6 protein-coding genes and 2 pseudogenes are annotated in these 15,551 nt (G+C 39.4%); 1 reads left to right on the top strand and 7 read right to left on the bottom strand.

The features are described from left to right. From QZ379_RS02005 to QZ379_RS02035, 7 genes and pseudogenes are all read right to left on the bottom strand, one after another. The coding region (locus QZ379_RS02005; RefSeq protein WP_291557734.1) for a beta-galactosidase at nt 1-694 on the bottom strand (694 nt) is incomplete at its 3' end. A gap of 64 nt (nt 695-758) precedes the next feature. After that, a pseudogene (locus QZ379_RS02010) lies at nt 759-1,703 on the bottom strand (glycoside hydrolase family 43 protein); the annotation flags it as partial. Nucleotides 1,704-1,767: 64 nt separating this feature from the next. Continuing rightward, nucleotides 1,768-3,324, bottom strand: coding sequence for a glycoside hydrolase family 30 protein (locus QZ379_RS02015; protein ID WP_291557737.1), 1,557 nt, complete (start codon nt 3,322-3,324; stop codon nt 1,768-1,770). 84 nt (nt 3,325-3,408) lie between these two features. Continuing rightward, a complete protein-coding gene (locus QZ379_RS02020) occupies nt 3,409-5,028 on the bottom strand; it encodes a glycoside hydrolase (RefSeq protein ID WP_291557740.1) in 1,620 nt (539 codons plus the stop codon). Nucleotides 5,029-5,053: 25 nt separating this feature from the next. Next, the gene (locus QZ379_RS02025; RefSeq protein WP_291557745.1) at nt 5,054-6,637 is read right to left on the bottom strand and encodes a RagB/SusD family nutrient uptake outer membrane protein; all 1,584 of its coding nucleotides are present in this window, start codon (nt 6,635-6,637) and stop codon (nt 5,054-5,056) included. Nucleotides 6,638-6,654: 17 nt separating this feature from the next. Beyond that, nucleotides 6,655-9,682: pseudogene (locus tag QZ379_RS02030) on the bottom strand (TonB-dependent receptor). A gap of 18 nt (nt 9,683-9,700) precedes the next feature. Continuing rightward, complete coding sequence (locus QZ379_RS02035; protein WP_291557748.1) at nt 9,701-11,266, bottom strand: hypothetical protein; 1,566 nt, start codon at nt 11,264-11,266, stop codon at nt 9,701-9,703. Between the two features lie 177 nt (nt 11,267-11,443). Between QZ379_RS02035 and QZ379_RS02040 the strand changes: the two genes are divergently transcribed. Beyond that, a complete protein-coding gene (locus tag QZ379_RS02040; protein WP_291557751.1) occupies nt 11,444-15,541 on the top strand; it encodes a hybrid sensor histidine kinase/response regulator transcription factor in 4,098 nt (1,365 codons plus the stop codon). Nucleotides 15,542-15,551: the final 10 nt, after the last annotated feature.

Consider the following 15,551-nt stretch of genomic DNA (forward strand, 5'->3'; position numbering starts at 1 on the left):
CCAGATCGTCGAGTGCATTGTTCAGGAAGTTGGAACTCCAGTCGCACTGGAACAAAGGAACATCCGTAAAACCGGCTTCCTTCACCAAATCCCTGATAGCGGAAACATAAGGTTTGTCTATTCCGTAAGAACCATATTCATTTTCCACCTGAACCATAATTATATTACCTCCACGTGTAACCTGAAGGCCTGCCAACTGTTTTCCTACCTCTTTCATGAAGATACCTACCCTTTCCATATAATATGGGTCAAGAGTACGCAACTGGACATCTTCTTTCTTGAGCAGCCACCATGGAAGACCACCCATCTCCCATTCAGCGCATACATAAGGCCCTGGACGCACGATTACATACATTCCATGTTTCTGAGCCAATTTACAGAACTTGGCTATATCCTTATTGCCTGAGAAATCAAACTTACCAGGTTCCATTTCATGCAGATTCCAGAACACATACAGACAAAGAGTATTCATACCTAAAGCCTTACATGACAGAATACGATGTTCCCAATAAGGTTCAGGGATTCTCGGATAATGAACTTCAGCGGCCTTTACCACAAAAGGTTTGTTGTCAAGCAGGAAAGTATTCTTCCCGACCTCGAAACTCTGTTTCTTCAGGCCATTGTCAGTGCTGCCGCATGAAGCTGTAAACAAGGCAGCGAGGAGCAACGCTCCTATATTAAAAAGTTTTTTCATAAATCATTTATATTATTGTCATTGAGATATTTTGTACTTTCAGGACTCTCCCCATTTATTTCCCCCATTTATCTGTAATTCGTTTTAACTCTTTACGAGTAATAGGAATTACAGTACCATGACGTGGATGAAAATTCATCTTTACCTCGTGATCCACAATCTTAAAGTTCTTGAAATCTTCGGTTTCAGTAAACTGATATGCCCCCTTCATATAAACATCATACATAAGTATATATTTATCCTGACCTATCAGTTTGAATGTACCTGCACCCTCTACTGCCTCTTTGGTCTGCTGTTTATATTCATTATCCTCAGTCCATTTTCCAGAGGTAAGAGATTTTGTAGTGGCTACCTTTATTCCGTTTCCATGCCCTTCAGTCTTGTAGAACAGATGATACAATCCATCCTTATATACTATGTCGCCATCAATGCATGACTTTCCGTCCGACGGCAGAAACAGTGGTTTCGGCTCTCCTGTCAAATCTGTAAAATCATCATTGGCATAAGCATAATATACAACGTCCACGCCTCCTTCATACAACATTGACCAGTAAATCATATATTTACCCGCTTCCTTGTCATAAATGGTTTGCGGAGCCCATACCCTGAGCAGTTTCTCCTGACCTTCATAACGTTTCTGCATATTGACCACAGTATGCTCCCAGTTGATGAGGTCTTTGGATTTCAGCAGAACCATTGCCCTGTTTGAGTTCCATCCATTACCTGAAACCATGTCAGTGGCTACCATATAGAAAGTCTTGCCGTCTTCACATCTCAATATATAAGGGTCGCGTACACCGCCGGTAGAACTGATGATTCTTGAGTCCAGAATCGGCTTGTTGTTGTTAAGGGCAGTAAACGAATAACCGTCTGTACTTACAGCATAACAAATGGCCTCTTCACTTATATGGTTACCGGTAAAATATGTAAACAGGTATCCTGCATAGTCTTTTTCTTCTACCCCCTGTACCTTAGAGGCCGAAAGCAGAAGGCAAAACACAAGAGCCATTTTAAAGATACATTTCTTCATACTTAATTCATTTTGTTATTATTCTTACACAATATTCATGCTATCATTCTGACACAAAAGTTGTTACGGAACGCGGAGTCAGCACGTTGTCAAACTTACTGACAGGCTTCAAATCCTCTCCTTCCACGTCAGATGTCCTGTAAACCTTCCACGAAGAAGAATTATCATCAGACAAGCTGAAATTAAAGGGCTTATCCTCTGCCGAATAATTAATAGCAACCACGACATACTTTCCGTCAGCATTTCTATAAGCAGAACACATCACTCCATCAACATCGGTTTCACCTTCAGGAACAACACTATTTTTTTCATCATATGCAGCTACCTCCAAACGGACTGCTCCGGGACAAACAAACCGGCTATAATTACCTAATACCCATAAAAGTTTTGAATCTACTACTTTTCCCTCAGGTACGCTTGTGTCAGGATATGCTCTCAACAGACCGTCTTTATAATCACCACCTATAGCACGCCACCATTGCCATGCGGAAGCATTGGCATATACCAAATCATGATGTATGATACGGGCCACATACAGTGCAGTCTTCATAGTACGGTCATAACCGCCGCCACCGCCTATCTCTTCATCATTCGACATAATACATGTTTCTGTCTGCCAGAATTTTACGCCGTATTTCCGTAGAGAATCATTCAACTGTATTCTGCAATCGCGGAGGAAAGACAACGGAGTATTGGTCCAATAACTGTGTCCTGCCATCATAGCCGGCACATTAGGAGTGTTTCCCAAATATGTATCTACACTATCCGGACAGAAGAAACTCCTTATAGAGCTGCCTCTCTGCCAGTCCGTCATGTGAATACTAGTCATACAGCGATAATCAGACGATTCATTTACAAGGACTTTCGTGTCAATATTACGCTTTTTGAACTCTTCGCCTACGCAACGGGCTACATGCGCTATCTCCCTGTTGGTAGCCGGAGAACCTTCCTGCTTAGGTCCTGTCCAGTTCCAGTGCCCGTCCGGCTCATTAATCGGAGAGAGATAGTCCAGATGTACTCCATCATGTTTTTCAAGCCCCTCTACCACATTGGCTAAAAAAGCTGCATAATCGTCATAGCACTCCGGTCTTAAGTTATATGTTCCTCCACGTCCGGTATTAGTGGCAAGACCATTCTGGGTGAAATAAACCGGCGGTGAATTCAGAAATCCTAAAAACTGATTTACACCACGCTCCCTGGCCAGACGAAGGAAATTACGCTGTCCTCGCTGTTTATCCCAGTTATATGTATCGTCAGCCTGCAAGAAGCATTCCGTACGGGTACCGAAATTTATCTGACTGCTGTCGCCCTGTTCCACACTTCCGGCACCGATATTGAAACGCCAGATACTAAGACCTATTCCTTTAGGTTTACCCGTTTCGTCATTCTCACAGCTGAAAAGCCAATCGGCAACCTGCCGCTGTTCTTTCTCGTCCCACTCACCGATGAAACGCATACTCCATGCATCGGAAGCGCCAAAGTTGTCAATGGTTTGGCAGACAAGGCCTGTACGAACTACATATCTTGCCACTTCCTGCGATGTGGCTAATCCCAAACAGACATTTAGTTCCAATATAAGTGTTAATACTATCCTATTCATAAATTTAACAGTTTAAGAAGTCAAGGAAACACTGTATTTTGCTTATGCAAAGAAACATGTTTCCTATGACTTCTTAAAAAAGTATCAATTCAACGTATATATAAATGTAGATACAGACTTAGCCGGAAGCAAGCCTTTCTGATAGTCTGGCTCGCGGCGCAAGTTCTTCACTGCGGAGGTGGTGTACTGTTCGAAATCACCTACCTGTTTATCAAATCCACTAAACTTATTTGTTATCTGGATTGACCTATCTGTTAAGTTATTGTAAACAACTACCAGCTTATCGTTTTCCGGTGAAAGAAACGCTGTTGCGAAGAATTTATTATTCTGTTCATCCAGAGTAAGTCCGATGCGTTGGTAACCGGGGCGTACGAATAAACTGTAGTTGCCTAATACCCACAAATTCTTACCTGATTGAACGGAACCATTACCTTCTATGTCACCATAGTCACCACCTTCAGGTATCAATCTGATAAGCCAGAATCTATTCTTCTGACTGTACACTTCAGTAGAAGCAGCTGTCCAGTAAGACCATGAGTTTACGTTGGCTGTAGCTAGGTCATGATACATCACCTTTGCCATAGAGAGTGACAAATCCATATAGGTAGCATCGTCGAAATTAGCATAATCTTCGTACATAGGATCCTCTTCCCATGATTCGCACAACATACTCCACTCTGACTGATATACTTTAATGCCATATTGACTTGCCTTGTCATGTACATTTTTCCTCACATTCTCCATCTTATTCCAAATCTTGTCTGTCCAATAGCTGTGACCACAGATTATGTCAGCCATGTGATCAAGATTTCCAATATAGTTCTGTGACGAAGGATCGAAGAACTCCTCTATAGAGTTACCTCTGTCATTTCCAAACTTTTCATAAACATGATTCCAGCTTGCAGCCTCAGTAAACATCATCTTAGTGTCAGTCAAGCCATACTCAGTAAGTTTCTTATCAAGTTCCTTGGCCAGTCTCGCCACCTCATCGTTATGCCATGTGCTACCTTCCTGTCCACCTTTCCATTCGTTCTCAGGCTCATTTATCGGGCTTATCAGTTCTATGTTATAACCTTCGTCCACAAAGTGCTTGGCAGTGGTAGCAAGAAAATCAGCAAAATCATCATAACAATCATCTTTCAGGTTAGCGGATGTCACACCCGCCCCAGACCATGCTTTGCCATTTTTGGTCATGAACACCGGTGGAGTACCGGTGAAGAGCGTGAACTTATTCACCCCATATTCCTTGGCTTTTGCCATGAAGTACTGCTGTCCTCCACACTTATTCCAGTTGTAAGAACCCGCCTCATTAAGGAAACACTCCACTCGCCTTGTCTTGTCCTCTATTCCGGAATCCACACCGCTGGCTGCCTGTTCGGTTGAACCGCCTCCCACGTTGAAACGCCATTGTGTCAGACCGATACCTTTTGGCTGTCCATCCTTAATTTCTGAAGAAAAGAGCATTTCGGCTATGGCTTCCTTATTCGAGTTACTCCAATACTTGCCCACAAAGTCAAGCGTCCACGCACCCGACGCTCCAAAGCCATCTATTATCTGATATTTTTCTGCTGCATCAATATTTACAGTCAACACAGAATCAACCGTTATATTTAACGGATATTCAGGAGTAAAAGCTACTTCATCATTGCAAGATGAAAAGGCAAGCACACTTGCCAATGTCAGTAATTTATATTTTGTTTTCATGATGTTGTCTGATTAAAATACTTTATTAATATCCAGGATTTTGCTTTATAGTTCCATTAGACATTGTAACTTCCGATGTAGGTATTGGGAACAACAAGTCACGTGGAGCTGTAAATGTTATACCTTTATCACTAGATTCCTTTTGGTTTGAAATTTCATATTGGTCAGTGGATTCTTCCATATTATATTTAACGAAACTACCATTTTTACCCATTATTGAACAAATCAAAGGCTGGCCGTCATCACCTTTCCAACGTCTCAAATCAAACAGACGATTATTTTCAAGAGCCAGTTCCAAACGACGTTCAAGACGTATAGCATCTCTAAGTTCAGTACCTGTTACACTTGTAGGTAAATCTTCAAGTTTTGCCCTGTTTCTTACCTGATTAACAGCATCACGAGCTATATCATCATTACCTAATACATTCTCTACTTCAGCGTACATCAGCAATATATCGGCATATCTCAAAATGCGATAATTCAAAGGAATATGAGCAGCATCGTACGGTTCAGGACGCTTATTCATTGGAATATACAATTTACGGTTTACTCTTCCTGACTTATGACTTCCACTTGAAACAGTCAATGTACCACGAGATTCATCACCTGGAACTACGCCCCCATCCTTAATTATAGTCCATTTCAATCTTTCATCGTCACCTGCATCTTTAAATGCTTTCTCAAGATTGCTTGTTGGAAGTCCCCAAGCCCATCCACCATCATCACGAGATCCACAAACTACAGGCATACGAATTCCCAAATTATATGCTATATCACTATTTGTCTGAATTTCAAATAATGATTCATCGCTATTATTATAATCAATATTCCAAACATCACCGAAATTTTCAAGTAATTTATACTCACCCTTGTGCACGTTTATAAGAGAATCAAGTTCTTCTTCTGCCAATTCATATTTTTCCTGATATAAATAGACTTTAGCCAAAAGCCCTTGTGCAGCACCTTGTGTAACACGGCCCAAATCTTCAGAACTGTATTCGCCTTTTCTTGGCAAGTCAGTAATTGCTTCCTTCAAATCTTTTTCAATTTGGGCATATGTACTTTCAACAGTTGCTCTTTCTATACCTTCTATTTCACTTGGCATCTTCAATTCTGTAATCAAAGGAACACCACCAAAATTACGAACCAAGTCAAAATAATGATAAGCACGAATAAACTTAGCCTCTGCTATAAATCGTTTTTTCAGTTCTTCATTTTCAAAAGCAACAGAAGGTATTCTCTGAATTGCAATATTACATCTCAAAATTCCTTTATAGCGATACTGCCAAAAGTTTTGCGCACAGTTACCTCCGGTTTGAGTATCACCTGTATAATGTGCCAATGCTCTATATTCTCCAGGATCTTGGGTCGTGTTCCCCATCCACATGTCATCAGTACACATATCTCCTGCCAGATAAAACTTCTGTATCTGCCACCAATCGTCATAAAACAAAGACTGATAACACCCTGTAATCTGTTGTTTACATTCATCTTCATTACTAAAATACTCACTCAAATCTTGCTGTCCTAAAATAGGTTCATCCAGAAAGTCAGAGCAAGCAGAAAATGTTAAAGCGGCAATTGAAAGGCCTATAATATATTTTTTCATTTTTATTCTTCTTTAAATTAGAAATTAATATTCAAACCAAATAAATAAGTACGTGGGTTTGGATAACCAGCCCAATCAACACCAGATTCAGTTACTGCACCAGTAGAAGCTGCCTCTGGGTCCATTCCTGAATATTTTGTAATAGTGAAAGGATTTTGTGCTGAGAAAGAAAGTCTTAATTTACAAACCTTAGTCCATTCTTTTGGGAATGTATAACCTATCTGCAACTGTTTACAACGCAAGTATGATCCATCTTCCACATAGAAACTAGACACACGTTTATAGTTCATATTAGCATCATTCACAGACAAGCGAGGTATATCATAACTTGTACCTTCTCCATGCCAAGCAGCATTATATGCTCCAGCATATACATTTTCACCACCAGCTCCAGAATAACGTCCTTTTGTTGTATTATAAACATCATTACCTATCGTTCCATAGAAATTGGCCATAAAATCTATGTTTTTCCAAGAAAAGCCGGCATTAATACCAACCATCAAATCAGGAAAAGCTGCACCAATATAAGTTTTATCCTTATCATCCAACACACCATCATTATTCAAGTCTTTAAAACGGATATCACCAGGTTGAGCATTTGGCTGTAAAATCTCACCATGTTCTCCTGTGTGGGCATTTATTTCTGTTTGATTCTGGAATAATCCATCAGCAACATATCCGTAAAACTGACTGATTTCACATCCCTCTTCATTACGTATGATATAGTCACCATTGAAAGATTGGGTATAAATAGGAGTTCCATTAAGTTTAATAGCCGTATTTTTTACAGAAGACAAATTAACGCCTACATTGTAAGAGAAATCACCTTTCTTATCATTCCAGTTTACTGAGAGTTCCCAACCTTTAGCTTCCATCTCACCAATATTTTCCCACATCTGACCGTTCCACATAGGGTAACCGAGAATCAACATATTGTCTTTTTTCAACAACATATCATGTGACTGCTTACGGAACCATTCTGCTGTTATAGACAAACGATTATTCAAGAACGCCATATCAACTCCGATATTATAATCTTCCACTGTTTCCCAACGTAACAAGGAGTTTCCTATAGAACCTACAGCAGTACCAATAAAGCGATCTGAATTCAGACCAAAAACATAATCCGCAGCAGAAATAGTAGACTGATAGGCCGAGTTGTCAATAGACTGGTTACCTACGCGTCCCCAACCTCCACGAATTTTCAAGTTGTCAAAGATATGCTGATTTTTCATAAACTCTTCACCAGTTACACGCCAAGCGAGAGACGCAGCAGGGAACACTGCATACTTATTATCTTTCAAGAACTTAGAAGAACCATCAACACGAACAGAAGCTGTAACATAGTATTTTTCATTGAAATTATACATTACACGTCCCAAATACGATATCAGGGAAGAATATTCGTTCAAACCTGAAGCTTGTGGGTTCTGTGTTCCTGCACTTACATAGTGTAACAATTCATCATTTGTAGGAATACGTTCCTTTGAACCTTCAAGCCAATATGTCTGGAAACGCTCCATTGTATAACCACCCATCAAATTCAGATTGTGTTTCTGATTGAAAGTCTTCATCCATGTCAATGTATTAGTCCAGTTCCAGTCAACCCAGTTTTTCATATTTCTCTTAGCTATACTATAATCTGACTTCTCAAGATTATCAAGGAAAAACTCCGGTGTAAACTCATCAGAAAGTCTGAAACGGGCATTCAAGCCAAACTGTGAACGGAATATCAAGCCTTTTACTGGCTCAATGGAAATATAAGGAGTCGCCAACAAGCCATATTCATCGCTTGACTTATTCATACGGGCCATACTAGCTACCGGATTCCAAACCTGGCTGTTATGAGAACGTGAATAATTATCAAACTCATTATCTGTCCATTCAGACTGATCTCTCATTATTGGAGTAGTCGGGTCCATTGTCATAGCCGAACCTATCAAGTTAGGGGTATCATTCCACTGCTCGTATTTAGGTGTAAAATCCATACCAGCTTTCACCACGTCATTGAATTTATATTCCATGCTGAAACGAGCTGTCAACTTTTGCCAGTTACCAATCTTATATTGAGAATCCTGACCAAAATATCCTATACTTGCAGAATAAGTATATTTATCTGAACCACCCGAGAAACTCAAATTATAATTATGAATCAATGCAGTCTTGCGCATAGTAGCATCCCACCAGTCTGTACCTTCAGCATCAGTGATATTATCCTTACTTATAATATACCGGTTCGCTGGAGTCATTCAAATAACGCTGTTTGAATACATATTCATATTCGGAAGCTTTTGCCATATTAGGTTTTTCCAATGTCTGGAAACCTGCTGAAGCGGTAAAAGAGAACTTAGTCGCTCCTGCTTTACCCTTCTTGGTAGTAATCAAAATTACACCATTGGAACCACGAGTACCATAAATAGCAGATGCAGAAGCATCTTTAAGTACCTGCATACTCTCAATATCGTTCTGATCAAGGAAATTGATATTATCGCCTACAGGCATACCATCTACCACATACAACGGGTTTGAGCCATTAACTGTAGATACACCACGGATGATGACACGTGGGGTTGAGCCTGGAGTTCCGGAGTTGGAAATTTGCAAACCGCTTACCTTACCCTGTAATGCATTCATTGCATTACCAGTACTCAGACTTGCCAAATCTTCACCCTTCACCGCTGCTATAGAACTTGTCAGGTCGCCTTTCTTTACGACACCGTAACCGATTACCACGACTTCATCCAACAATTCTGTAGCTTCCTTCATCACAAGGTTAATTGTAGTACGACCGTTTACCGAAACTTCTACTGTTTCAAATCCTATTGTAGAGAACACCAAAACAGCATCTTTCGGAACATTTGCAAGCATATAATCGCCATCCAAACCTGTTATAGTACCTGTAGTTGTACCTTTCACTTGCACTGTCGCACCTATCATCGGCAGCTTATCACTGTTTGATGTCACGACACCACTTACTGTTATTTGTTGTGCATAACCGCATACTGCCAGCAACAACAAACATGTAATCAATATTTGTCTTCTCATATCTTAGATAATATTTGGTTAATTATTAGAATCAGCTATCTTTAATAGTTTACCTCTACCAAGGTGCACGTCAAAATAGAAACGGTATGTACCAGGTTGTGACACTTGGAACCATGTCCAGTCCTTGGCATCCGGATCATAAACCGTAGGACCGTCATAGTTTGGATTTATATATCTAGTACCATTTCTTACATCTGTAAAACGTGCGAAAACGCCTTCTTCCCTACCAAGAGATTTCAACATATACCAGCTAATGAAATCCCACCAGCCGTCTGAATGGTAGTTTGATATGAAGAAATTAAAGTCCATTATATTATGATTATTTCCATCTGAGAACGGGAATGTCTTATCTACATAGAACAGATGAGGGTTTGTTTCATCTTGTGTAAATTCCTCAATATATTTAGGGCTTGTGTTAGACCATCCGATTTTAAACATCGTCCATGGGTTTCCACCATTTGCCCATTGGTCTAATGTTTCCTTACCAATCTCCATATTGTCCGCCCAAGGGTCGCAAGCATCATCTATTGAGTATTTACGCATAATATAAGTAGATTCCATTAAATCAATATTAATCTCATAATACACGTTAGCTTCAGTAAGAACCAAAGGCTTTGCATCAGCATCAAGGCTAAGCATAGTCTCATTAACCGGGCTCACACCTATACGCACAGGTCCAAAGCTGTTTTTCTGCGGAATAAAGTAAATTTCGGTATTAGCCTTACTGCAGTAATAGCGGGCGCGATATTTGTTAAGTCCCGTATGATCTATCAGCATCGGCACACCGAAGACATCGCTATTAAGTTCTGCTTCTGTCTCAACATCTGAAAGATACATCTTCTCATAGTCCTCTATCAGCGACAATGTAACATCACAACTGTCTAGAACGAAGTTTCCAAGCAAATCAACAGCCTCGGCATACATTTTATATACACCAAGTTTGCTTGACGGGAACTTTATGTTTTTTGAATATGTGAACTCACGGTGTACTGTCTCATAAGTTTTATCGCAATAAATAGTATCTTTGATTTCCAGTTCCGGAACATTGATAGAGAGAAAGTCAAGACCTTTGTCGTCGATAGCACTGAACTCCACCTTAGCCTCCGTATAATTGCCAAGTGTTATTATCTTAATATCATTAATGGCACCACTAAACTCCGGCGCAGTATAATCACCATCCATAGTAATAAGGATTTCTCCTTCAGTAGTACGGCCACCCAAATCTGTAATGGTTACCTTTACCTTGAAACTCTCACATTTATTTTCTTCAGGAATAGTAAACGAATAGCTTAAATCATATTCATACTGAATTTCTGAATACAATTCAACCAGATTGATAGTCTTGTCCAAATAAAGCTCAGGGCAATACAAATTAATAGAACTGATACCATCCTTATCAGAAATCTTGCCTGACATTGTAAATTCATACCCGGTCAGAGTTCTGATATGATCAGTTGTCAACTCAAAAGTAGGATTTTGTCCATCCACATCAGTGTACACACTTTCTTCAGTACAACCACAGAGGAATGCTCCGGCTAAGAAAGCAGTACAGAATAAAGACTTTCTCAAAAATTCTGTCCTCATAATAATTAGTTTTTATGATTAAACTTTTTTTATTTTGCATGCAAAAGTAACCATCATAAACAAATTCAAAAGACATAAATCATGCAAATAGCGATAACAAATTAAGCAATGCACGATTTGATTACGTCTAAATCACTAAATATTAGTACTTTTGGGAACACTTAAACATTATAGAAAATGAAATACATATTTTTCTTCGTTTGCATATATTGGTTGTCAACATTTTCAGGTTTGTCGCAGACATATAATATCAAGAAACTTGGTTTGGAAAAGAAACTTTCAAACAGCTATGTAATTGATATCGCAGAAGACAAAAACGGTTACCTCTGGTTTGCCACAGAAGAAGGATTGAACAAACTTGAGGGTAACACATTTACATCCTTTTATAAAGGGAAGGAAAAACATACCCTGAACCTGACAGGAAATGAAATGAACTGCCTGTTAGACGACCCTAATGAATCCATACTCTGGATAGGTACACAACGCGCAGGACTGAACGCATTCAATTACCGGACAAACGAACAGAAAGTATACAGACATGACGAAAATAATCCGAACAGCATAGCGACTGACGACATTACCGACATATGTATAGCAAACGACGGAAACTTATGGGTTTCAACATATTGGAGGGGAATAGAATATCTCGACAGAAAAACAGAAAACTTCATACACTTTAACCAGGAAACCGTAAAAGGACTTCCCAGCAACACCATATGGTGTATATTGGACGACGGCAAAGGAAATCTATACATCGGACACGCCGATAAAGGCATGAGTATTCTTTCGATAAAGACAAAGGAGGTAAGAAACTTCAGGCATGATGCATCAGACGATAAAACCATTCCATGCAATAATGTACAATGTCTTTTCAAGGACAAGACCGGCAACATATGGGTGGGAACTGAAAAAGGGCTGGTCCTGTTCAACCATGACACTGAAACATTCACCAAAGTCAATATAAGCAGAACGAATAATATACTATCTCACCGTATATATGATATAAAGCAGTTTAACGAAAACGAGCTATGGGTAGCGACAGAGTTCGGAGGAATAGCGATAATAGACCTTTCAAGAAGCCTGTTCAACAGGACGGAAGAGATACGCATAATACAATCGGGCGACAATGAATATAGCTTAAACAACTCAACCGTACGTTGCTTATTCCAGGACTCGCATAATAATATCTGGGCAGGAACATGGGGAGGCGGTGTCAACTTCCTTAGCTCGGACAATACCTTATTCAAATCATATACATATTCGCCAAGTAATCCGGACATAAATCTAAGTACAGACATAGTAAGTGCAGTATGCCTTGACCATAAAGGGAATTTGTGGGTAGGAACAGACGGAGGAGGAATAAATGTTCTGGCCGATGGGAAAAGAATAGCCACGTACACTACACAGAATGGAAGAATAAGTGGAAATTCCATCCAGACAGCGCTATGCGACAGGAAGGGGAACTTATGGTTCGGAGTGTTCTATGGAGGTATAATGTATTATGATTCCGTTACGAAAGAGTTCAGACAAATATTTCCCGAAAACGAATCGACACAAGACGTACGCTCACTGTTTGAAGACAGTGACGGAACAATATGGGTAGGAACAAGCAACGGGATATATCAGATAGATAGAGATATAAAGAATATAATCCGACACATTAACTGTCCGGATAATCTCATACGAACAGTTATAAAAGACAGTAAAAAACAAATCTGGGCAGGAAGCTACGGAGGCGGAATATTTATTTTCTCAAGCGATGGCAGTTTATTAAAGACCTTTAATACATATTATGGTTTTCCTTCGAACACCATCAATCAGATTTTTGAGGATAGTCAAGGAAATATTTGGGCCGGTTCGGGAGAAGGTATAGTAAAATTCGAACACGGTGCAATCGACAAATATAAAGTCTATCAAAAAAATGACGGACTTGAAAATACCTTTATCTGGGCCATCATAGAAGATGATAACAAGAACATCTGGTTCAGTACAAACAAGGGTATCAGCTGCTTGCGTCATGATACGGAATCTTTCAACAATTATAATTACAGAGAAAATGTTCCTATAGCCGGGTTCACCGGAAGAAGTGTATGCAAAAACAGAAACGATATTATTTATTTCGGTTCAACTAAAGGCCTATGCTATTTCAACCCGAAAAATGTCCTTGAAAAAAAAGAAGTTCCACAAACTACTTTCGGAAAAGTAACAATACTTGGACCACTGACAGACGGGGACAAAAACGATAAAGAAATACAGGTAATAAACAATGAGGGAATTAAATTAAAATATCTGGAGAACAGTTTTAATGTTTCATTCAGTATACAGGATTATTCATTCAACGAAAGAGCCGAGTTTGCATACATGCTTAAGGGACTGGCTGATGCATGGTACAACATAAAAGACCAGAATAATATAACATTCAGGAATCTGCCTCCCGGAGAATATCAACTTCTCATAAAGACAAGAATAAGAAATCAGGAATGGTCGGAAAAGATTTCAGGGCTCGGAATAACTGTAACTCCACCAATCTGGCTCACATGGTGGGCTAAACTGATTTACGCAATCATAGCCATAGGAATAATGTATTTGGCTACAGTTATTTATAAACGTAAGCTCAATCTTGAGTATCTTTATGAGGCAGAAAAGAAAAGCCACGAACAGGAACAAGAACTTAACGACGAACGTCTGAGGTTCTTTACAAACATAACGCATGAACTGCGTACACCTCTAACGCTGATTATCGGTCCGTTAGAGGATATGGTGAAAAGTAATACCCTATCAGCAAAGGACCAGCACCGCATATCAGTAATTCATCAAAGTGCTTTACGCCTGCTGAACCTGATAAACCAGATTCTTGACTTCAGAAAGACTGAAACACAAAACAAGAAACTGTGTGTATCAAAAGGTAATCTGACAAGAATTGTCTATGAAACAGGACTGAAATACAAAGAACTGAACCGAAATTCCAATGTACTTATCTTCATAGAAGCTGAAGAGAACATGATTCTGTATTTCGACAAGGAAATAATAACGGTTATCCTGGATAATCTTATCTCAAACTCTCTTAAATATACAGAGAAAGGATTTATAAAAATCTCCGCCGGATGGATTACAGAAAATAATACCAGGTATGCTCAATTGGTAGTAGAGGATACAGGATATGGAATAAAAGAAGAAGCGATAAAGCATATCTTTGAAAGATACTATCAGGAAAGAGGAAAACATCAGGCTTCAGGAACCGGTATAGGACTTGCTTTGGTTAATAATCTGGTGAAACTGCATGAAGGGGAAATTCAGATAGAAAGTACAGTTAATATAGGAACAAAATTCTTCCTGAAACTATCTGCCGAAAATACATACCCTAATGTTCTTCACGTAGAAGACGAAAATTGCGAAACGAACATCGCAGAACACAAAGAGGCCGGCATGGGAAGCACCAATATGAGTGAGAATAACATATCACGCCCTATAATACTTGTAGTAGAGGATAATATAGATATCTGCGACTACATAACAGACGCATTTACCGACCTGTTCGATGTTAAAACGGCATCAAACGGTAAGGAAGGACTGGAAATTGCCACAAGCAGCTTGCCGGATGTAATAATAAGCGATGTGATGATGCCTGTTATGAACGGTATAACTATGTGTCAGAAACTTAAAGCAGACATACGCACAAGCCATATACCTATAATACTTCTGACAGCAAAAGACGGCAATACGGACAAGGAAGAAGGATACAAGGCCGGAGCCGATTCTTATCTGACAAAACCATTCAGTACCAGTCTGCTGCAGAGCCGAATAAGTAATCTGCTGACGCAACGCCGTTCATTATATGAACATTTCTCTATAAAATCGGGAGATAACGGAAGAAATTCCTTTGAAGAGAAGAAAAGCATAATCAGTGAATCAATAAGTAAATTAGACAAGGAATTCCTCGACAAGATTACAAATTCAATAATCGAAGGACTTGATTCTTCTGAAAACATAGACATAAATATGTTGTCAAACATCATGTGTATGAGTAGTTCTACTTTATACAGAAAAATAAAAGCCCTGACCGGACTCTCTACAAACGAATTCATCAGGAAAATAAAAATGCAATTAGCCGAAAAATATCTTCTTGAAGGTAAATACACAATATCGGAAATAGCATTCAAGGTGGGTATAAACAGCAATGTTTATTTCAGACAATGTTTCAAAGAAGAATTCGGAATGTCAGCGTCCGATTATCTCAAGCAAATTACAGGCAAAGCCAATAATGAAATAGAATAGATATCATAAT

The sequence above is a fragment of the Bacteroides sp. genome, from assembly GCF_019417265.1.
Taxonomy (GTDB): domain Bacteria; phylum Bacteroidota; class Bacteroidia; order Bacteroidales; family Bacteroidaceae; genus Phocaeicola.